The organism is Mycobacterium sp. 4858, from assembly GCF_900240975.1.
Taxonomy (GTDB): domain Bacteria; phylum Actinomycetota; class Actinomycetes; order Mycobacteriales; family Mycobacteriaceae; genus Mycobacterium.
In genome coordinates this window covers 1,599,587-1,614,773 of record NZ_LT968776.1, presented here as the reverse complement: position 1 = coordinate 1,614,773, position 15,187 = coordinate 1,599,587, and the positions used below count along the sequence as shown (strand labels likewise).

The 15,187-nt window shown below is 71.2% G+C and carries 14 protein-coding genes and 1 pseudogene; 8 read left to right on the top strand and 7 right to left on the bottom strand.

Going from position 1 to position 15,187, the window contains the following annotated elements; translation table 11 throughout:
- Positions 1 to 61: 61 nt before the first annotated feature.
- Positions 62 to 139, top strand: a pseudogene (locus C1737_RS27515) (hypothetical protein); the annotation flags it as partial.
- Here the strand turns inward: C1737_RS27515 and C1737_RS16190 are convergent.
- The 5 genes from C1737_RS16190 to C1737_RS16170 form a co-directional block, all read right to left on the bottom strand.
- Positions 105 to 4,511 (bottom strand): cation-translocating P-type ATPase, encoded by a 4,407-nt coding sequence (locus C1737_RS16190; protein ID WP_102419977.1) that lies wholly within the window; start codon positions 4,509 to 4,511, stop codon positions 105 to 107. The pseudogene C1737_RS27515 and the gene C1737_RS16190 overlap by 35 nt on opposite strands.
- A gap of 51 nt (positions 4,512 to 4,562) precedes the next feature.
- A complete protein-coding gene (locus C1737_RS16185; protein ID WP_067921789.1) occupies positions 4,563 to 5,006 on the bottom strand; it encodes a hypothetical protein in 444 nt (147 codons plus the stop codon).
- A 213-nt stretch (positions 5,007 to 5,219) separates the two neighbouring features.
- Positions 5,220 to 6,026 (bottom strand): exodeoxyribonuclease III, encoded by an 807-nt coding sequence (locus C1737_RS16180; protein WP_199182979.1) that lies wholly within the window; start codon positions 6,024 to 6,026, stop codon positions 5,220 to 5,222.
- Between the two features lie 110 nt (positions 6,027 to 6,136).
- Positions 6,137 to 6,877, bottom strand: coding sequence for a GNAT family N-acetyltransferase (locus C1737_RS16175; RefSeq protein ID WP_102418883.1), 741 nt, complete (start codon positions 6,875 to 6,877; stop codon positions 6,137 to 6,139).
- A complete protein-coding gene (locus tag C1737_RS16170; protein WP_068099060.1) occupies positions 6,877 to 7,470 on the bottom strand; it encodes a peptide deformylase in 594 nt (197 codons plus the stop codon). The genes C1737_RS16175 and C1737_RS16170 overlap by 1 nt, the downstream gene beginning before the upstream one ends.
- Before the next feature lie 203 nt (positions 7,471 to 7,673).
- On the opposite strand from C1737_RS16170, the gene C1737_RS16165 reads away from it, so the two are divergent.
- From C1737_RS16165 to C1737_RS16135, 7 genes are read left to right on the top strand one after another with little or no spacing between them, the layout of a single operon-like run.
- Positions 7,674 to 7,982 carry a DUF3263 domain-containing protein gene (locus tag C1737_RS16165; protein ID WP_007167558.1) on the top strand — a complete coding sequence of 103 codons (309 nt, stop codon included), beginning with the start codon at positions 7,674 to 7,676 and terminating at the stop codon, positions 7,980 to 7,982.
- An 18-nt stretch (positions 7,983 to 8,000) separates the two neighbouring features.
- Positions 8,001 to 8,477, top strand: a complete 477-nt coding sequence (locus C1737_RS16160; protein ID WP_068099059.1) for a LytR C-terminal domain-containing protein — start codon at positions 8,001 to 8,003, stop codon at positions 8,475 to 8,477.
- 24 nt (positions 8,478 to 8,501) lie between these two features.
- Entirely contained in the window at positions 8,502 to 9,221 is a 720-nt protein-coding gene (locus tag C1737_RS16155) for a superoxide dismutase family protein (RefSeq protein ID WP_102418882.1), read from the top strand.
- Positions 9,211 to 10,341, top strand: a complete 1,131-nt coding sequence (locus C1737_RS16150) for a glutamate--cysteine ligase (protein ID WP_102418881.1) — start codon at positions 9,211 to 9,213, stop codon at positions 10,339 to 10,341. Before C1737_RS16155 ends, C1737_RS16150 begins: the two co-directional genes overlap by 11 nt.
- On the top strand, positions 10,341 to 10,979 hold the full coding sequence (locus tag C1737_RS16145; protein ID WP_102418880.1) for an LON peptidase substrate-binding domain-containing protein: 639 nt from the start codon (positions 10,341 to 10,343) through the stop codon (positions 10,977 to 10,979). The genes C1737_RS16150 and C1737_RS16145 overlap by 1 nt, the downstream gene beginning before the upstream one ends.
- A gap of 31 nt (positions 10,980 to 11,010) precedes the next feature.
- Entirely contained in the window at positions 11,011 to 12,033 is a 1,023-nt protein-coding gene (locus C1737_RS16140) for a TIGR03617 family F420-dependent LLM class oxidoreductase (protein ID WP_102418879.1), read from the top strand.
- Complete coding sequence (locus C1737_RS16135) at positions 12,030 to 12,842, top strand: enoyl-CoA hydratase/isomerase family protein (RefSeq protein WP_067921323.1); 813 nt, start codon at positions 12,030 to 12,032, stop codon at positions 12,840 to 12,842. Before C1737_RS16140 ends, C1737_RS16135 begins: the two co-directional genes overlap by 4 nt.
- On the opposite strand, the gene C1737_RS16130 is transcribed toward C1737_RS16135, so the two are convergent.
- Positions 12,796 to 13,737 carry an SDR family NAD(P)-dependent oxidoreductase gene (locus C1737_RS16130; protein ID WP_102418878.1) on the bottom strand — a complete coding sequence of 314 codons (942 nt, stop codon included), beginning with the start codon at positions 13,735 to 13,737 and terminating at the stop codon, positions 12,796 to 12,798. The two genes, C1737_RS16135 and C1737_RS16130, sit on opposite strands and share 47 nt — an antisense overlap.
- Before the next feature lie 29 nt (positions 13,738 to 13,766).
- Positions 13,767 to 15,158 (bottom strand): MFS transporter, encoded by a 1,392-nt coding sequence (locus C1737_RS16125; protein WP_233214771.1) that lies wholly within the window; start codon positions 15,156 to 15,158, stop codon positions 13,767 to 13,769.
- Positions 15,159 to 15,187: the final 29 nt, after the last annotated feature.

Genomic DNA, 15,187 nt, shown 5'->3' with positions numbered 1-15,187 from the left:
TTTGCCTTTCAGTAACGAAGGGTTTGCCGAGTCGCCGGGTGCTCCGACCACCGTCGGACCTATGTCGACGATGACAGACACCGGGGGCGATCCGCTGGTTTCATCTATTGCTCTGGTGCTGAAGGTGCCGTTACTGGAACTCTATGCGCTGCTGTGGCGGGTCGGGGTCGTCGAGGTTCACCCACCTCAACGGGGGCGGCGCCGGATTTGTCCGGACCCGTCAGCGCACGATTCGCAATCCCGATCGCGACGGTCGCCGCAGCGGCGGATCCCAGCCCCTGCGCCCAGCCGAGTGGACCCAGCGGTGTGCATCCCAGCAGTTGGCTGACGACCGGGATGCTGATCAACGTCCCCATCGCCGCGAGCGAGCCCACCGCGGTCAAGACCACCAACGGGGCATGCGAATCCAGCAGCGTCTGACCCAGCTCGGCGCCCACCAGGGCGACCAGCGCGACGGTGGAGGCGCGCTGCGGGCGACCGGTGACGCTGCCCATCGCCCACGCCGCCGTCGTCGCGGCGGCCGTTGTGACGCCGCGGATCGCGACCGCGCGCCATAGCGCGGGCTGGTCCGGTCCCCGGATGCCCGGGTCGACCGGGCCGCTGGGCTTGCTCACCGCCAGGGCCGCCGCCGGCAGCGCGTCGGTCATCATGTTCACCAACAGCAGCTGCCGCGTGTTCAACGGCGAGGTCCCGGTGATCGCGCTGCCGATGATCGCGAACAACACCTCGCCGGCATTGCCGCCCAGCAGCACCGACACGGCCGCCTGCACCCGCTGCCAGAGTTGGCGGCCCTCTTCGATCGCGTTGCGCAGGCCCTCGATGCGGGCATCGACCAGCACCACATCGGCCGCCATGTGCGCCGGGTCGCTGCCGCCGGCAACGACGCCGATGCCGACCGTGGCGGCCCGGATGGCCGCCGCGTCGTTCGCGCCGTCGCCGACCATCGCGGTGCGCACGCCCGCGCTCTCGAGCGTCTGAACGACCTGCACCTTGTTCTCCGGCGTCATCCGGGCGAAGATCACCCGCTCGGTCACGACGCGCTCCTGATCCTTGCGCGACAACGCGTCCCATTCCGCGCCGCTGATCACCTGTCCGGCGGTCACGCTCATCCCGAGTTCCTCGGCGATGACCTTCGCGGTGATCGGATGGTCGCCGGTGATCAGCTTGACGCCCACCGAAAGCCTGCGCAGATCCGCCAGCAGCCCGGCCGCCTCGGCGCGGGGGGTGTCGGACAAACCCAGGAACCCGGTGAGGGTCAGCCCCTCGCGGGCGAAGTCGGCGATGTCGTCGGGCTCGTGCCGGATGGCCCGCGCCTGGGCGGGGCTCAGCTGCCGGCGCGCCACCGCGATCACCCGCAGGCCGCCGCCGGCCATCCTCGCGACCGTCTCCTCCATTTCGGGGCTGACGCCGTCGCAGGCGGCCAACACCACCTCGGGGGCACCCTTGACGGCCAGCTCGGTTTCCGTCACCGAGGCGGAGAACGACCGGCCGGAGCGGAACGGCAGGTGCGCGACGGGCGCGGCCGAGTTGTGGCCGTTTACCGCTGAGGCGGCCTCGACGATGGCGACGTCGGTGGCGTGCACGTGCGGGTCGCCGTTGGACGGCGGTGCGGCGTGCGCGGCGCAGCGCAGCACCTCCTCACGCGAAGTGCCCGACACCGCAACGACTTCGGTGACGCGCAGCCGGTTCTGGCTCAGCGTGCCGGTCTTGTCGAAGCAGACCACGTCGATGCGGCCGAGCGCCTCCACCGAACGCGGCACGCGGACCAGCGCGCCGAACCTGGTCAGCCGCCGCGCCGACGCGGCTTGCGCCAGGGTCGCCACCAACGGCATGCCTTCGGGCACCGCCGCGACGGCGATGGCGATCCCGCTCGCGACGGCCTGGCGCAGGACCGAGCCCCGCAGCAGCCCCAGCGCGCCGACCAGCGCGCCGCCGGTCATGCTGACCGGGAAGGCGCGGTTGGTGAGCTGGCTGAGCTGGTGCTGCAGGCCGACGTCCGGGGAGAGGTCGCCGGAGACCAGCTCGGCGGCGCGGCGTTCCTGGGTGTCGGCCCCGACCGCGGTCACCACCGCCACCGCGGTGCCTGCCACCACGGTCGTCCCCGCGTACAGCATGCAGCGGCGTTCGGCGAGCGCGGCGCCGGGTGTCGGCTCGACCTGCTTCTCCACCGACAGCGACTCACCGGTCAGCGTCGACTCGTCGACCTCGACGTCGACCTCCTCGACGATCCGGGCGTCGGCGGGCACCACCTCGTGGGTGCGCACCTCGATGACGTCGCCGGGCTGCAGCTGCGCCGCGATGACGTCGGCGTACGCCCGCTCACCCTCCCCGTCGGAGAGGACCTTGCGGGCCGGTGGGATCTGTTGTGCGAGTAGATGGTTCAGCCGGTTTTCGGCTCGCAGCCGCTGGCTGGCCGCGAGCATGGAGTTCCCGGTCAGCACCGAGAAGACCAGGACGGCGTCGACCGGCGAGCCGAGCACGGCGCTGGCCGCCGATCCGAGCGCGAGCACGGGCGTCAGCGGGTCGGTCAACTCGGCGCGCACGGCGCCCAGGAACTGCAGCACGGCGTGCGTGCGGGTTTGGGGCTGCGCCGCGCCCAGGGTGGCCAGCGCGAGCCGCCCCGGATCGCCGGCGGGCTCGGAAGCGGGCGGCGGCAGCGCCCGGCGGACATGCTCGACCGCCATCGCGTGCCACTCCTGGACGGGAGCCGGGCGCGGGGCATCCGCCCGGATGATGCCGCGCGCCAGCAGATATCCGGACAACGCACCGGCCGCCGCCCCGCTGGTCACCGGCCCGCGCCCGATGCCGCGGACGCCGGGGATCATCAGCAGCGAGCCCATCGCCGTTGCGCCGGCGGAGATCCCGACGCCGCGTTGGGCGGCAGCCCGCGCCGCCGGCAGCGCGCGCAGCACCCGCCAGGCCGCCGCCAGGTCGGGCAGCAGCAGGTCTGCGTACCACGGCGGCGGGCCGTCCCCGGGCTCGGGCAGCATGCCAAGCGCCACGTCGGCCGACCAAACCGCTTGCGCCCCGGCCGATGACAGCACGGCGACCGTGCGGCCCGCCGCCTGAAGGTCAGCGACGGCGCGGGCCAGCGCGTCGTCGACGGACCCCCGCTCCAGCGGCCTGATGTCGTCGAACGCGGGGCGCAGTTCGCCCAGTGAATCGTCCTCGACGGAGACCAGCTCGGCCTTCGTCCGGTGCGCCTCGGCGACGACGGCCGACGCCAGCGGGTCGTGCGTGAAGCAGAAGAGCGCCTCCACTTCGCCATTCGGCTTACTGGCCGATATTCCCGGCACCGGGTGCCAGCCGGGGCTCAAGCGCTGGTTTTCCAGCATCAGCTGGGCGCGCGACCACGCTGCGGGCAGCTCGGCTTCCTTTGCGCCGCGGATGATCTGCACCCGCAGGCCGCGGGTGCACAACACCCGCGGGTCGATGACGATCGCGTCCACCCGGTCCAGGCGGCGCAGCGCCTCCGGGCGCAACGACAGCACCGCGTGCCGCTCGGCCAGCCCCTGTCCGAGCGCGGCGGCGAAGGCCTCCGGCGTGGTCCGGTTGGCCGCCGGGGTGGTCACCAGGACGGCCAGGGCCGCCTGGTGCAGGTTGCGGGTGGTGGCGCCGACGATCCCGGCGCTGACCGCCTGGACGAGCGCGAATCGATTTCCGAAATGGTCGGCCGGCCGGCCGCGCGGGGGCTTCGACCGCGCCGACGGGTCGGTGTGCGGCTGATCGGCGTGGCCGGCCAGTTGTGGCTCGTGCCGGGCCCAGGCGCGGGCCTCCGCGCGGCATTCGGCCGCTTTGAGCGACTGCGTCAGCAGGCCGACCGACAACGACGCGGGGGACAGGGTGACGGTTTCCGCGGCCGTCACCGCCAGCGCCAGCACGGTGTCGGTCGCGGGGCGGCCGATGCGGTCCTCGAGCAGGCGGCGCAGCCACGGCTGGTAGTCGAGGGCCACCACGCCCGCCAGGACGCCGATGGGCATGCGCGGCCAGCGCAGCGCCCGGCCGGTGAGCGCTATGCCCAGCCCGGCCGCGCTGGCGGCCGCGGTCGCGGCGCGGGTGGCCAGCACCACGCCGTCGCCCGGCAGGCTCGTCCGGGGCGCCGACGGCTTGGCGGTCGTCCTTGGCGCGCAACGCCTCTCGGCGCCGTCGACGGCGCGGCAGAGGTCGCGCAGCGAGGTGTCCGCGTCGCCGATGGTGATCACCACCCGCGACAGCGGGTAGTTCAGGGCGGCCGACGCCACACCGGGTTGGGCCAGCACCGCCTCCAGGACCGTGCGTCCGAGTTCGTTGGCCGAATCGTCTTTCGAGGCGCCGTCGAGCCCGCGTACCTCGATCCAGGCGCGGTCCCGGCCGCGCCAACACCGTCGGCTCAGTATTGCCGGCGTGCCCCCGGGCAGCTCGCCCGTGATCGCCCGCGCGCCTTCGCGAAGCGGAATCGCGGCGATGGTGATGCCGGACTCGACCAACGAGGTGGTCGCCTGGATGCCGGTCGCGACGACGCGCAACGGCAGAGATTGGCGTATTGCCGTCGCAATGGCCAAAGCGTTGTCGGATAGCCCGATTTAGTTGGTGCTACGCAACTCGGCGCTGCCGGCCCGACGCCCGGCGGCCTTCTTGGCGGTCGATTTGCTGGCCGCTTTCTGCGGCGCGGCCTTCGGTGCCGCCGGTTCCACCGGGACCGCCTTGAGGCTGGCCTTCGTCGACTTCGCCGGTTCCTGCTTGCGGCTCAGTCGCTGCAGCAGCAGGGCGCTGCCGCCGACCGCCAGCAGCACCGGCCACTCCACCAGTCCCGCGACGCCCAGGGCGCCGAACGCCACCGCGGCCGCGGGCGCGGAGTGGCTGCCGCTGCTCATGCCCTTCTTGATGCCCTCGGCGGCGCCGGCGACGCCCCCGATGACCCCGTTGACCGCCGCGCCACCCACCGCGCCGGCCGCCGCGGTCGTCGTGGTCGCCACGCGACTCACCGCCTGACCCACGCCCCGGACCGCTCCGCCGATGACACTCATGCTGACTCCCTGGCTTTCTGCCCTTGCCGCGAAACCCGCGTCACCGGCGAGGTGTACCCGCTTGAACGCATCGTTAACAGCAAAAAAACATTGTATCTGCTTCTAACAAAACAAAGCCTGCCACTTTGGAAACCGGCAGACAACGAGTGGCCGCATTTAATTTGCTTGAGCTTAACCTGATCGTGCTTGCGGTGCGATCTCGGTGAAAGCGAATTAGGCCCGCCTTATATCGATCAGCACCGGTGCGTGGTCGCTGGCGGCCTTGCCCTTGCGCTCGTCGCGGACGATCTGGGCGTCCGTGACGCGCTCGGCCAATTCCGGGGAGGCGAGGATGAAGTCGATGCGCATGCCCTGGCGCTTCGGGAAGCGCAACTGGGTGTAGTCCCAGTAGGTGTACACGCCCGGTCCGGGCGCGAAAGGCCGTACCACGTCGGTGAATTGGGCGTCGACGATGGCGCCGAACGCGCGGCGCTCCGGCTCGGAGACGTGGGTGGCGCCGGCATAGAATTCGGTGCTCCACACGTCGTCGTCCGTCGGGGCGATGTTCCAGTCGCCGGCCAGCGCGATCTGGGCCGTGGGCTCGTCGCGCAACCACCCCGCCGCCGTATCACGCAGCGCGGCAAGCCATTCCAACTTGTAGAAGTAATGCGGGTCGCCCACCGCGCGGCCGTTGGGCACGTAAAGGCTCCAGACCCGGACCCCGTCGCAGGTGGCGCCGAGCGCGCGGGCCTCGGCCGTCGCGGCCACCTCCGGCTTACTGCTCCAGCTGGGCTGGCCGTCGAAGCCGATCTGTAGGTCGTCGAGGCCCACGCGGGAGGCGATCGCCACGCCGTTCCATTGGTTGAAGCCGACATGCGCCACCTCGTAGCCGAGTTCGAAGAACGGCAGGGTGGGGAATTGGCTGTCGGAGCACTTGGTCTCCTGCATGGCCAGCACGTCGACGTCCGTGCGGGCCAGCCAGTCGAGGACGCGGGGCAGGCGGCTGCGAATCGAGTTCACGTTCCAGGTGGCCAGCCGCAGCGGCGATCGCAAGCGCGGCGAGGCCGGGCGCTGCGGGTCGCCGCCATCGATCAGCGGCGATCGCAAGCGCGGCGAGGCCGGGCGCTGCGGGTCGCCGCCATCGATCATCGCTAGACGGTATCCCAGGCCGGCGAGCGGGCCGGAAAATAGCGGCGGCGATGGTGCGCGCGGAAGCCCAGCGCCTCGGCGAGCGCCATCATGCCGGCGTCGGTGCCGGGCAGGACCAGGTACCCGCGAGTCGCGCCGCGCGCCGCCGCCCGGGCCATTAGCGCTTCGCACGCGGCCGCGGTGGCCGGGTCGTCGGCGGGGCCGGTCACCGACAGGCCGGCCCAGCGCGTGCCGTCGGGGTCGGGTTCGGATGGCGCCGAGGCCGGCAGGTCGCGCACCCAAACGCGTTCCGTGTGTTCGGCGTTCAGCCCCGGCGGCGTCGGCAACAAGCGATCCGGAACGCACAGCCGCGGCGCCAGGCCGCGCCGCTCATACCAGTCGGCGATCGCCGCGATGGTACGGCTGTGCGCCGAAACATCAAGCGGCACCGCGTAATCGACGCCACCTCCGGCGCGCAGCAGCCAGCCCTCGAGCCAGACCCGTTCCGCGCCGGGCAACGCGGCGGCGGCCGCGCGCTCGAGAGCCCGGATCTCGGACGTGCGGACCGGCGCGTCCGTCAGCACCCGCAGCGCGACCACGTCGCCGGCCGCCACCTCCACGACCGCGCCGCTCTTGGTGCGCACCCGCACCGACGGCCCGACCGCCAGCAGGTGTCCGACCGCATCGGTCAGCGGGGGGACCGAGCCTTCCGGGTGCCGGTAGCGAAGCGTCACCCGGGTGCCCGGTTCCGGCCACGAGAACATCAGTGACCGAAGGGGTCCGGCCCTTCACCGGGCAGCCAGGACAGGCCGGGAACGCCCCACCCGTGTGCCTTGACGGCGCGCTTGGCGCTGCGCGCGTGGCGGCCGACGAGACGGTCCAGGTACAAAAACCCGTCCAGGTGGCCGGTCTCGTGTTGCAGCATGCGCGCGAACAGGCCGGTGCCCTCGAGTTCGACCGGGCGGCCGTCGGCGTCCAGACCCCTGACCCGCGCCCAGGTGGCGCGGCCGGTGGGGAAGGACTCGCCCGGGACCGAGAGGCAACCCTCGTCGTCGGCGTCGGGATCGGGCATGGTCTCGGGCACCTCGGAGGTCTCCAGCACCGGGTTGACGACCACGCCGCGGCGGCGGTCGGTCCGGCCGCGGTCGTCGGCGCAGTCGTAGACGAAGACCCGCAGGCCGACCCCGATCTGGTTGGCGGCCAGGCCGACTCCGTGCGCGGCATCCATGGTGTCGTACATGTCGGCGATCAGCTTCGGCAGGTCGGCCGGCAGGGAACCGTCGGCGCCGACGGGCACCGGCTGCGTCGGGGTGTGCAAGACCGGATCGCCGACGATCCGGATCGGTACGACTGCCATGGTCGGCTAAGCTACCGCACGCGCGTGCGCGTCCGGGCCGGCGATCGCCGGTGCGGGCAATCTGAGCCAATCGGCCGACTCGCGGGTCTGGATGACGGCTTGAGGGTTTGGGCCGTGGTTCAATATTCGCCGAAACACGCCCTTAGGTAAGTCAAGTCATTAGAGCAGCTGAGAATTCGCCGGAAGGGTCCAGGGGAAGCTATATGGACAGCGCCATGGCGCGGGCAAATCGATCGGGGGACGATGCCGAGATCGCAGATGGGCTCACCCGCCGCGAACACGACATCCTCGCCTTCGAACGTCAGTGGTGGAAATTTGCGGGCGTAAAAGAAGAAGCCATCAAAGAGTTGTTCTCGATGTCGGCGACGCGCTACTACCAGGTGCTCAACGCACTCGTCGACCGCCCCGAGGCGCTGGCCGCCGACCCGATGCTGGTGAAGCGGTTGCGGCGGCTGCGGGCGAGCCGCCAGAAGGCGCGGGCGGCGCGGCGCCTGGGCTTCGAGGTGACCTGACTCGCTACAGTGGGCTCGATGAAAGAGCGAGTCCCCGACTCCACCGGGCTTCCCCTGCGGGCGATGGTGATGGTGCTGTTGTTCCTGGGGGTCATTTTCCTGTTGCTCGGTTGGCAGGCGCTGGGCTCGTCCGGCAGCTCCGAGGACGACTCGGCGTCGGCGGCCTCCACGTCCACCAGCACCAGCGCGTCGCCCACGTCGACGAGCGCTAAGCCCGCGGGGAACCACGCCGAGGTGCAGATCTACAACATCTCGACGAAAGAGGGCGTCGGAGCCCGCACCAAGGACCAGCTCACCACCGCCGGTTTCAACGTCACCAAGGTCGACAACATGACCGTGCCCGACGTGTCGGCCACCACGGTTTATTACACCGACGCCGACGACGAGCACGCGACCGCCGATGCGGTCGGCAAGAGCCTGGGCGCGCCGGTCGAACCGCGCATCCCCGCGCTGGCCGGCCAACCGCCGGGCGTCATCGTGCTCGTTACGGGCTGAGGCTTGAGCGGCTAGGCTTCCGCTATGCCTCCGTTTGCTGGTCACCGCACTGCCGCCGTCACCGTTTCCGCGCTCTCCGCAGCCACGTGCGCCGCGCTGCTGGGGGCGTGCTCATCGCCTCAGCACGCCTCGACCTCACCGGGCACCACGCCGGCCGTCTGGACCGGATCGCCGGCACCGACCGGAACCCCGCTACCGGAGGGCGGGCCCGTCGCCGCCGCGGCGGGCAAGAACATCACCACCCACCTGAAGGCGCCCGACGGCACCGAGGTCGCGACCGCGACGTTCCAGTTCAACAACGGCTACGCCACCGTGACCATCGAGACGACGGGCAACGGGGTGCTGACGCCGGGATTCCACGGGGTGCACATCCACAAGACCGGAAAGTGTGAGCCCAATTCCGTCGCCCCCACCGGCGGCGCGCCCGGCGATTTCCTGTCCGCCGGAGGGCACTTCCAAACGCCCGGCCACACCGCCGAACCCGCCAGCGGCGACCTGACCTCGCTGCAGGTGCGCAAGGACGGGTCCGGGGTGTTGATGACCACCACGGACGCGTTCGCCATGGACGACCTGCTCACCGGCGAAAAGACCGCGATCATCATTCATGCGGGCGCCGACAACTTCGCCAACATCCCGCCGGAGCGGTACAACCAGAGCAACGGCACCCCGGGGCCCGACCAGACGACAATGAGCACCGGTGACGCCGGCAAGCGGGTCGCGTGCGGTGTGATCGGTGCCGGCTAACAGGCAGAACGCGCGCATCGATTTCGCCCGTTCACCGCGGCCGACCCTGGGGGTGGAGTGGGAGTTCGCGCTCGTCGACGCGCAGACCCGTGACCTGAGCAACGAAGCCACGGCGGTGATCGCCGAGATCGGCGAAAACCCGCGCGTGCACAAGGAGTTGCTGCGCAACACGGTCGAAGTGGTCAGCGGGGTGTGCAATTCCACCGGGGAGGCGATGGAGGATCTGCGGGAGACCCTGGGACCCGCACACCGGATCGTCCGGGACCGGGGCATGGAGCTGTTGAGCGCCGGCGCCCACCCCTTCGCGCAGTGGTCGACCCAGAAGCTCACCGACGCGCCCCGCTACGCCGAACTGATCAAACGCACCCAGTGGTGGGGGCGGCAGATGTTGATCTGGGGCGTGCACGTGCACGTCGGAATCTCCTCGGCGCACAAGGTGATGCCGATCATGACGTCGCTGCTGAAGTACTACCCGCACCTGTTGGCGCTGTCGGCGTCCTCGCCGTGGTGGACCGGTGTGGACACCGGCTATGCCAGCAACCGCGCGATGATGTTCCAGCAGTTGCCCACCGCCGGCCTGCCGTTCCAGTTCCAGACCTGGGCGGAGTTCGAGGGGTTCGTCTACGACCAGAAGAAGACCGGCATCATCGATCACGTCGACGAAGTCCGTTGGGACATCAGGCCTTCGCCGCACCTGGGCACAATCGAGGTGCGGGTGTGCGACGGCGTGTCCAACCTGCGCGAGCTGGGCGCGCTGGTCGCGTTGACGCATTGCCTGGTGGTCGACCTGGACCGCAGGCTGGAGGCCGACGAGACGTTGCCGACCATGCCGCCCTGGCACAACCAGGAGAACAAGTGGCGCGCCGCCCGCTACGGCCTGGACGCGATCATCATCCAGGACGCCGACAGCAACGAGCGGCTGGTCACCGAGGATCTCGACGACGTGCTGAACCAGCTGGAGCCCGTCGCCAAGTCGCTGGACTGCGTCGACGAGCTGGCCGCCGTCGCCGAGATCCCCAGGCGCGGCGCCTCGTATCAGCGGCAGCGCCGGGTCGCCGAGGAGCACGACGGTGACCTGCGCGCCGTCGTCGACGCGCTGGTGGCCGAGTTGGAAATCTGATGTTCGAACCCCTCGAGTTGGCGATGTTCCCGCTGGAGTCGGCGCTGCTGCCCGACGAGGACCTGCCGTTGCGGATCTTCGAACCGCGCTACGCCGCGCTGGTCCGACACTGCCTGGACGCCGGGGATCCGTTCGGCGTGGTGCTGATCGCCCGGGGCCGCGAGGTCGGTGGCGGCGAATCGCGTTGCGACGTCGGGGTGTTGTCCAGAATCACCGAATGCGTCGAGCTCGGCGCGGGCCGGTACTCGATGCACTGTCGGACCGGGGAGCGGATCAAGGTCTCCGAATGGCTGCCCGACGATCCCTACCCGCGGGCGACCGTGACGTTGTGGCCCGACGAGCAGGGCGATCCGGTCAGCCCCGCCCAGCTGCTCGAGGTCGAGGACCGGGTGCTGGCCCTGTTCGCGCGGATCGCCGACGCGCGCGGCGTGAGCCTGCCGGACCGCGAGGCGCTGCTAGGCGAGTACACCGGCGGCGACGCCGGCCAACGGTTGTGGGAGTTGGCGGCTCGCATCCCGATCGGCACCGCGGACCGGTACTCGGTGCTGGCGGCGCCGTCGGCCGCCGAACGCCTGGTCGCGGTCCGCGAGGCGGTGGCCGCGGTCGCCGAGGTGTTGGAGTTCCAACTCTCCGAGTAACTCCGAATAACACTGTGCGACAGGGGATTCGATGAAGGTGCAGCTGCAGGTCAACGGTTCACCGGTGGATGCCGCGGCGAGCGCCGCCGACGTCGCCGCGACGGGCGCGGACGGCCTGTTCACCTTCGAGGGCCAGCACGACGTCTTCTTCCCCCTGCTCATCGCCGCCGGCGCGACCGACCTCGATCTGATGACCAACGTGGCGATCGCCCCGCCCCGCAGCCCGCTGCATCTGGCCCACGCCGCCTACGACCTGCAGCTGTACAGCGGTGGCCGGTTCCGGCTCGGGCTCGGGTCGCAGGTGAAGGCCCACATCGAAAAGCGTTACGGCAGCAGGTGGGGAAGGCCGGCGGCGCTGATGGCCGAGACCGTGCGCGCGATCAAGGCCATCTTCGCGGCGTGGGAAGGCCAGGGCCGCCTGGACTTTCGCGGCGAATTCTTCACCCACACCATCATGGCGCCCAACTTCAATCCCGGGCCCAACCCGTTCGGGCCGCCGCCGGTGCTGCTGGGCGCGTTGGGCCCGGTGATGACGCGCACCGCGGCCGAGGTCGCCGACGGGCTGCTGGTGATGCCGTTCAACAGCGCCCGCCACTTCGCCGAGCGCACCGTCCCGGCGGTCGCCGAGGGGCTGCGCCGCGCGGGCCGGACCTGGAACGGATTCCAGATCATCGCCCAGGCGATGGTCGCCGTCGGCCGCGACGAGGCCGACCTGGCGGCCGCGATCGACGGTGTGGCGGCGCTGATTTCGTTCTACGGCTCCACCCCGGCCTACCTGCCCGTGCTGGAGGCCGAGGGGTGGGCCGACATCCATCCCGAGCTGAACGCCCTGTCCAAGCAGGGGCGGTTCGCCGAGATGCGCCGCCTGATCGGCGACGAGGTGGTGGCGCGGATCGGGATCGTGGGAAGCCCCGAGGAATGCGCGCAGCAGATAGCCGCCCGGTTCTCCGAGCACGCCGCGGAGGTGTGCTGCTACTTCCCGGGCTACACGCCGCGCGCCGCGGACATCGCCGACCTGATCGGCGCCCTGCACCGGACACCCGTCCTGCGATGAGCCCCGACGTGACGGTCGACGTCGACGCGGGCGTGGCGGTGCTCACGCTCAATCGGCCCGAGCGGCGCAACGCCTACACCGCCGACATGGGCGCGCTGCTGAGCCGCGCGTACTACGACTGCGACGGCGACGACGACGTCCGGGCCATCGTCGTGACCGGGGCGGGCGACGCCTTCTGCGCCGGGGCGGACTTCTCCGGCGACGCCGAGCCGTTCGGCGCCCCGGCCGATGGGTTCTCGGCGTCACCGATCACCCCCGCCGCGTTCGAGCTGCGCAAGCCGGTGATCGCGGCCGTCAACGGCCACGCCATCGGCATCGGGCTGACCATCGCCTTGCAGGCGGACCTGCGCATCGTCGCCGAGGACGCCAAATACGGTGTGGTGCAGGTGCGCCGGGGCGTGCTGCCCGATTGCATGTCGCACTGGACGCTGGCGCAGCTGACCACGCTGGGGGTGGCCGCGGACATCCTGCTCACCGGGCGGACCTTCGGCGGGGCCGAGGCGGTGGCGCTCGGCATCGCCAACCGCGCCCTGCCGGCCGACCAGGTGCTCGACCACGCGGTCGAGCTGGCCCGCGACATCGCGGTCAACGTCGCGCCGATGTCGGCGGCGCTGTGCAAGCGGCTGCTGTGGGACACCGCGATCAACCACTACAGCCCGCGGCAGGTCGCCGCGCTGGAAACGCGGCTACACCATCGGGTGATGGGCGGCGCCGACGCGCGCGAGGGGGTGGCCGCGTTCCTCGAGCGCAGGTCCCCGTCGTTCACGTCGCGGCTGTCCCGCGAGTGGACCCCGCTGCCCGAGCCGTGATCTCCTCGGACAGCTCCCACCACCGCTCCGCGCGCCGCTCGTCGCGGGCGTATGGCGTCGCGTTGTCGCTGACCCGACAGTCTTCGAGATACAGCCCACCGCGGCCGGCCAGCCCCGGGCTGACGGCCGCCCACACCTGGGTGGCCGCGCCGCGGTCGGGCGTGATGACGTCCAGCCGCTCGCCCGTCGGTTTGCGCAGCCGCGCGAAGTCCTCCCGGGACATGTGCCGCGCCAGCGACGTGGCCACGGTGCCGGGATGCACGGCATACGCGCGAATTCCCTTGTCGCGCAGGCGGCGATCGGCTGCCACGGCGTGCAGGATGTTCGCCGTCTTCGACGCGCCGTAGGCGGCGAACTTGTCGTATTCTCGCGTGTCCCAGTGCGGATCGTCGAAGTCCACGTCGCCCAGCACGTGGCCCGCGGACGACAGGTTGACGATCCGGGCCTGACCGTGAGCCCGGCCGGCGGCGGCGAGCTGCGGAACCAGGAGCCGGGTCAGCTCGAAGTGCCCGAAATGGTTGGTGCCCATCTGCATCTCGAAGCCATCGCTCGTCCTGCCGAACGGCGTGAACATCACCCCGGCGTTGTTCATCAGGACGTCGATGGCCGGGGCGATGTCGCCGATGGCGCCCGCCGCCGCCCGCACGCCGGCCAACGCGGTCAGGTCGAGTTCGACGGTCGAGGTCCGCGCGCCCGGCACTTCCGCGGCGATCCACCGGGACGCCTCCGCCAACGCCGCCGGATTGCGGGCGGCCAGGACGACGTGCGCGCCGGCCGCCGCCAGCGCCCGGGCCGACTCGCGCCCCAGCCCGGACGACGCGCCGGTGATCACGCAGACCTTGCCGGACAGGTCGATGCCGTCGACGACGTGCAGCGCGGTCGGATGCTCGGTCATGCCGCTATAGGCTGCCACAGCGGCACGGATCACACCGCGCGGTTGCGCGCCTTGCCGACGGAGAAGCCGCTGACCAAGGCGCCGATGAAGAAGAGCGCCGCGGCATCCCGCAGCAGCCGGGCGAAGCTGGCGTCGGTGAGTGTGCCGGTGGCGATCAGTCCGACGCATGCCACCGACGTCAGCGCCGACGTCCGGCCGACCGCGTTCTGGACGGCCGCGGCCACTCCGCTGTTGGCCGGGTTGACGGAGGACAGATTCAGCGCGGTCAGCGGCGTACTGGTGAGCACCATGCCGAGGGCGAGCACGACCATCCCGGGCAGCAGGTGGGTCAGGACGTTGAACCCGTGGGCGGCGGGGCGGATGAGCAGCAACCCGGCCCCGGCGACGACCGGGCCCGTCGCCAGGAAGACCCGGGCACCGATCCGCGCCGCCAGGCCGCCGACCCGCTTGGCGAAGAGAAACGACAGCAGGGGGCTGGGCAAGGTCACCAGTCCCGCGACCGTCGCACAATAGCCGGCGACCTCCTGGGTGTAGAGGGACACCGCAAGCGACCCCATCGTGAGGGCGCCGTACACGAAGGCGGTGGTCAGATTGGCGCCCGCGAAGTCGCGGTTGGCGAAAAGGCCGAGCGGCACCAGCGGGTGACGGGCACGGCGCTGCCAACCCACGAACGCCAGCAGCGCCGCAGCGCCGATCGCCAGTGCCGCGACGAGCTGCGGGTGCCATCCGTGCCTGCCCGCTTCGATGAGCGCATACACGGTGGCGGTCAAACCGACGGCCGACAACGCCGCCCCGGCGACGTCGAGACGGGAGCGCCCGGGCGCTCCCGGAACCTCCACGGCGCGTAAGCGATACGTCAAAGCGAAGGCGGCGATCATAGGGATCGCCGACAGGGCGTAGATCCATCGCCAGCCCAGCAGGTCGACCGCCAGGCCGCCCAACAGCGGGCCCAGCGCGAAGGCGGTTCCGGTCCATGCCGTCCACGAGCCCACGGCCGCGGAGCGGTGTGCGGGATCGAACGCGGAATTGATGAGCGCCAGCGATCCGGGCACCAAGAATGCCGCACCGAGACCCTGGACGAGGCGTCCGGCGATCAGCATGCCCGGCGACGTGGCCGTGGCCGCCACCGCCGAGCCCGCCCCGAAGGCCACCAGCCCGAACCGCATCACCTGGACCCGGCCGAACAGATCCGCGATGGCACCCCCGGGCAGGATCGTGGCGGCCAGCGCCAGCAGATAACCGTCCACCACCCATTGCTGGAGACACATGCCCCCGCCGAGCTCGCGTTCGGTCGCCGGCAGTGCCACGTTCACGACGGTGCTGTCGAGAAAGGCGACCATCGACGCCATGATCGCCACCACCATCACCCGGCCGGCACCAGCGTCCACATCCGCGCCGGGCGAGGGCTGCGTCGCAATCATCGCAATCCGTCCATGCCAAGGGGTATGTG

Coding starts and splice junctions, on each gene's coding strand:
- C1737_RS16125 (WP_233214771.1), bottom strand. CDS start 15,158: ATGATTGCGACGCAGCCCTCGCCCGGCGCGGATGTGGACGCTGGTGCC.
- C1737_RS16185 (WP_067921789.1), bottom strand. CDS start 5,006: ATGAGTGTCATCGGCGGAGCGGTCCGGGGCGTGGGTCAGGCGGTGAGT.
- C1737_RS16130 (WP_102418878.1), bottom strand. CDS start 13,737: ATGACCGAGCATCCGACCGCGCTGCACGTCGTCGACGGCATCGACCTG.
- C1737_RS16135 (WP_067921323.1), top strand. CDS start 12,030: ATGAGCCCCGACGTGACGGTCGACGTCGACGCGGGCGTGGCGGTGCTC.
- C1737_RS16140 (WP_102418879.1), top strand. CDS start 11,011: ATGAAGGTGCAGCTGCAGGTCAACGGTTCACCGGTGGATGCCGCGGCG.
- C1737_RS16160 (WP_068099059.1), top strand. CDS start 8,001: ATGAAAGAGCGAGTCCCCGACTCCACCGGGCTTCCCCTGCGGGCGATG.
- C1737_RS16175 (WP_102418883.1), bottom strand. CDS start 6,877: ATGTTCTCGTGGCCGGAACCGGGCACCCGGGTGACGCTTCGCTACCGG.
- C1737_RS16155 (WP_102418882.1), top strand. CDS start 8,502: ATGCCTCCGTTTGCTGGTCACCGCACTGCCGCCGTCACCGTTTCCGCG.
- C1737_RS16165 (WP_007167558.1), top strand. CDS start 7,674: ATGGACAGCGCCATGGCGCGGGCAAATCGATCGGGGGACGATGCCGAG.
- C1737_RS16145 (WP_102418880.1), top strand. CDS start 10,341: ATGTTCGAACCCCTCGAGTTGGCGATGTTCCCGCTGGAGTCGGCGCTG.
- C1737_RS16170 (WP_068099060.1), bottom strand. CDS start 7,470: ATGGCAGTCGTACCGATCCGGATCGTCGGCGATCCGGTCTTGCACACC.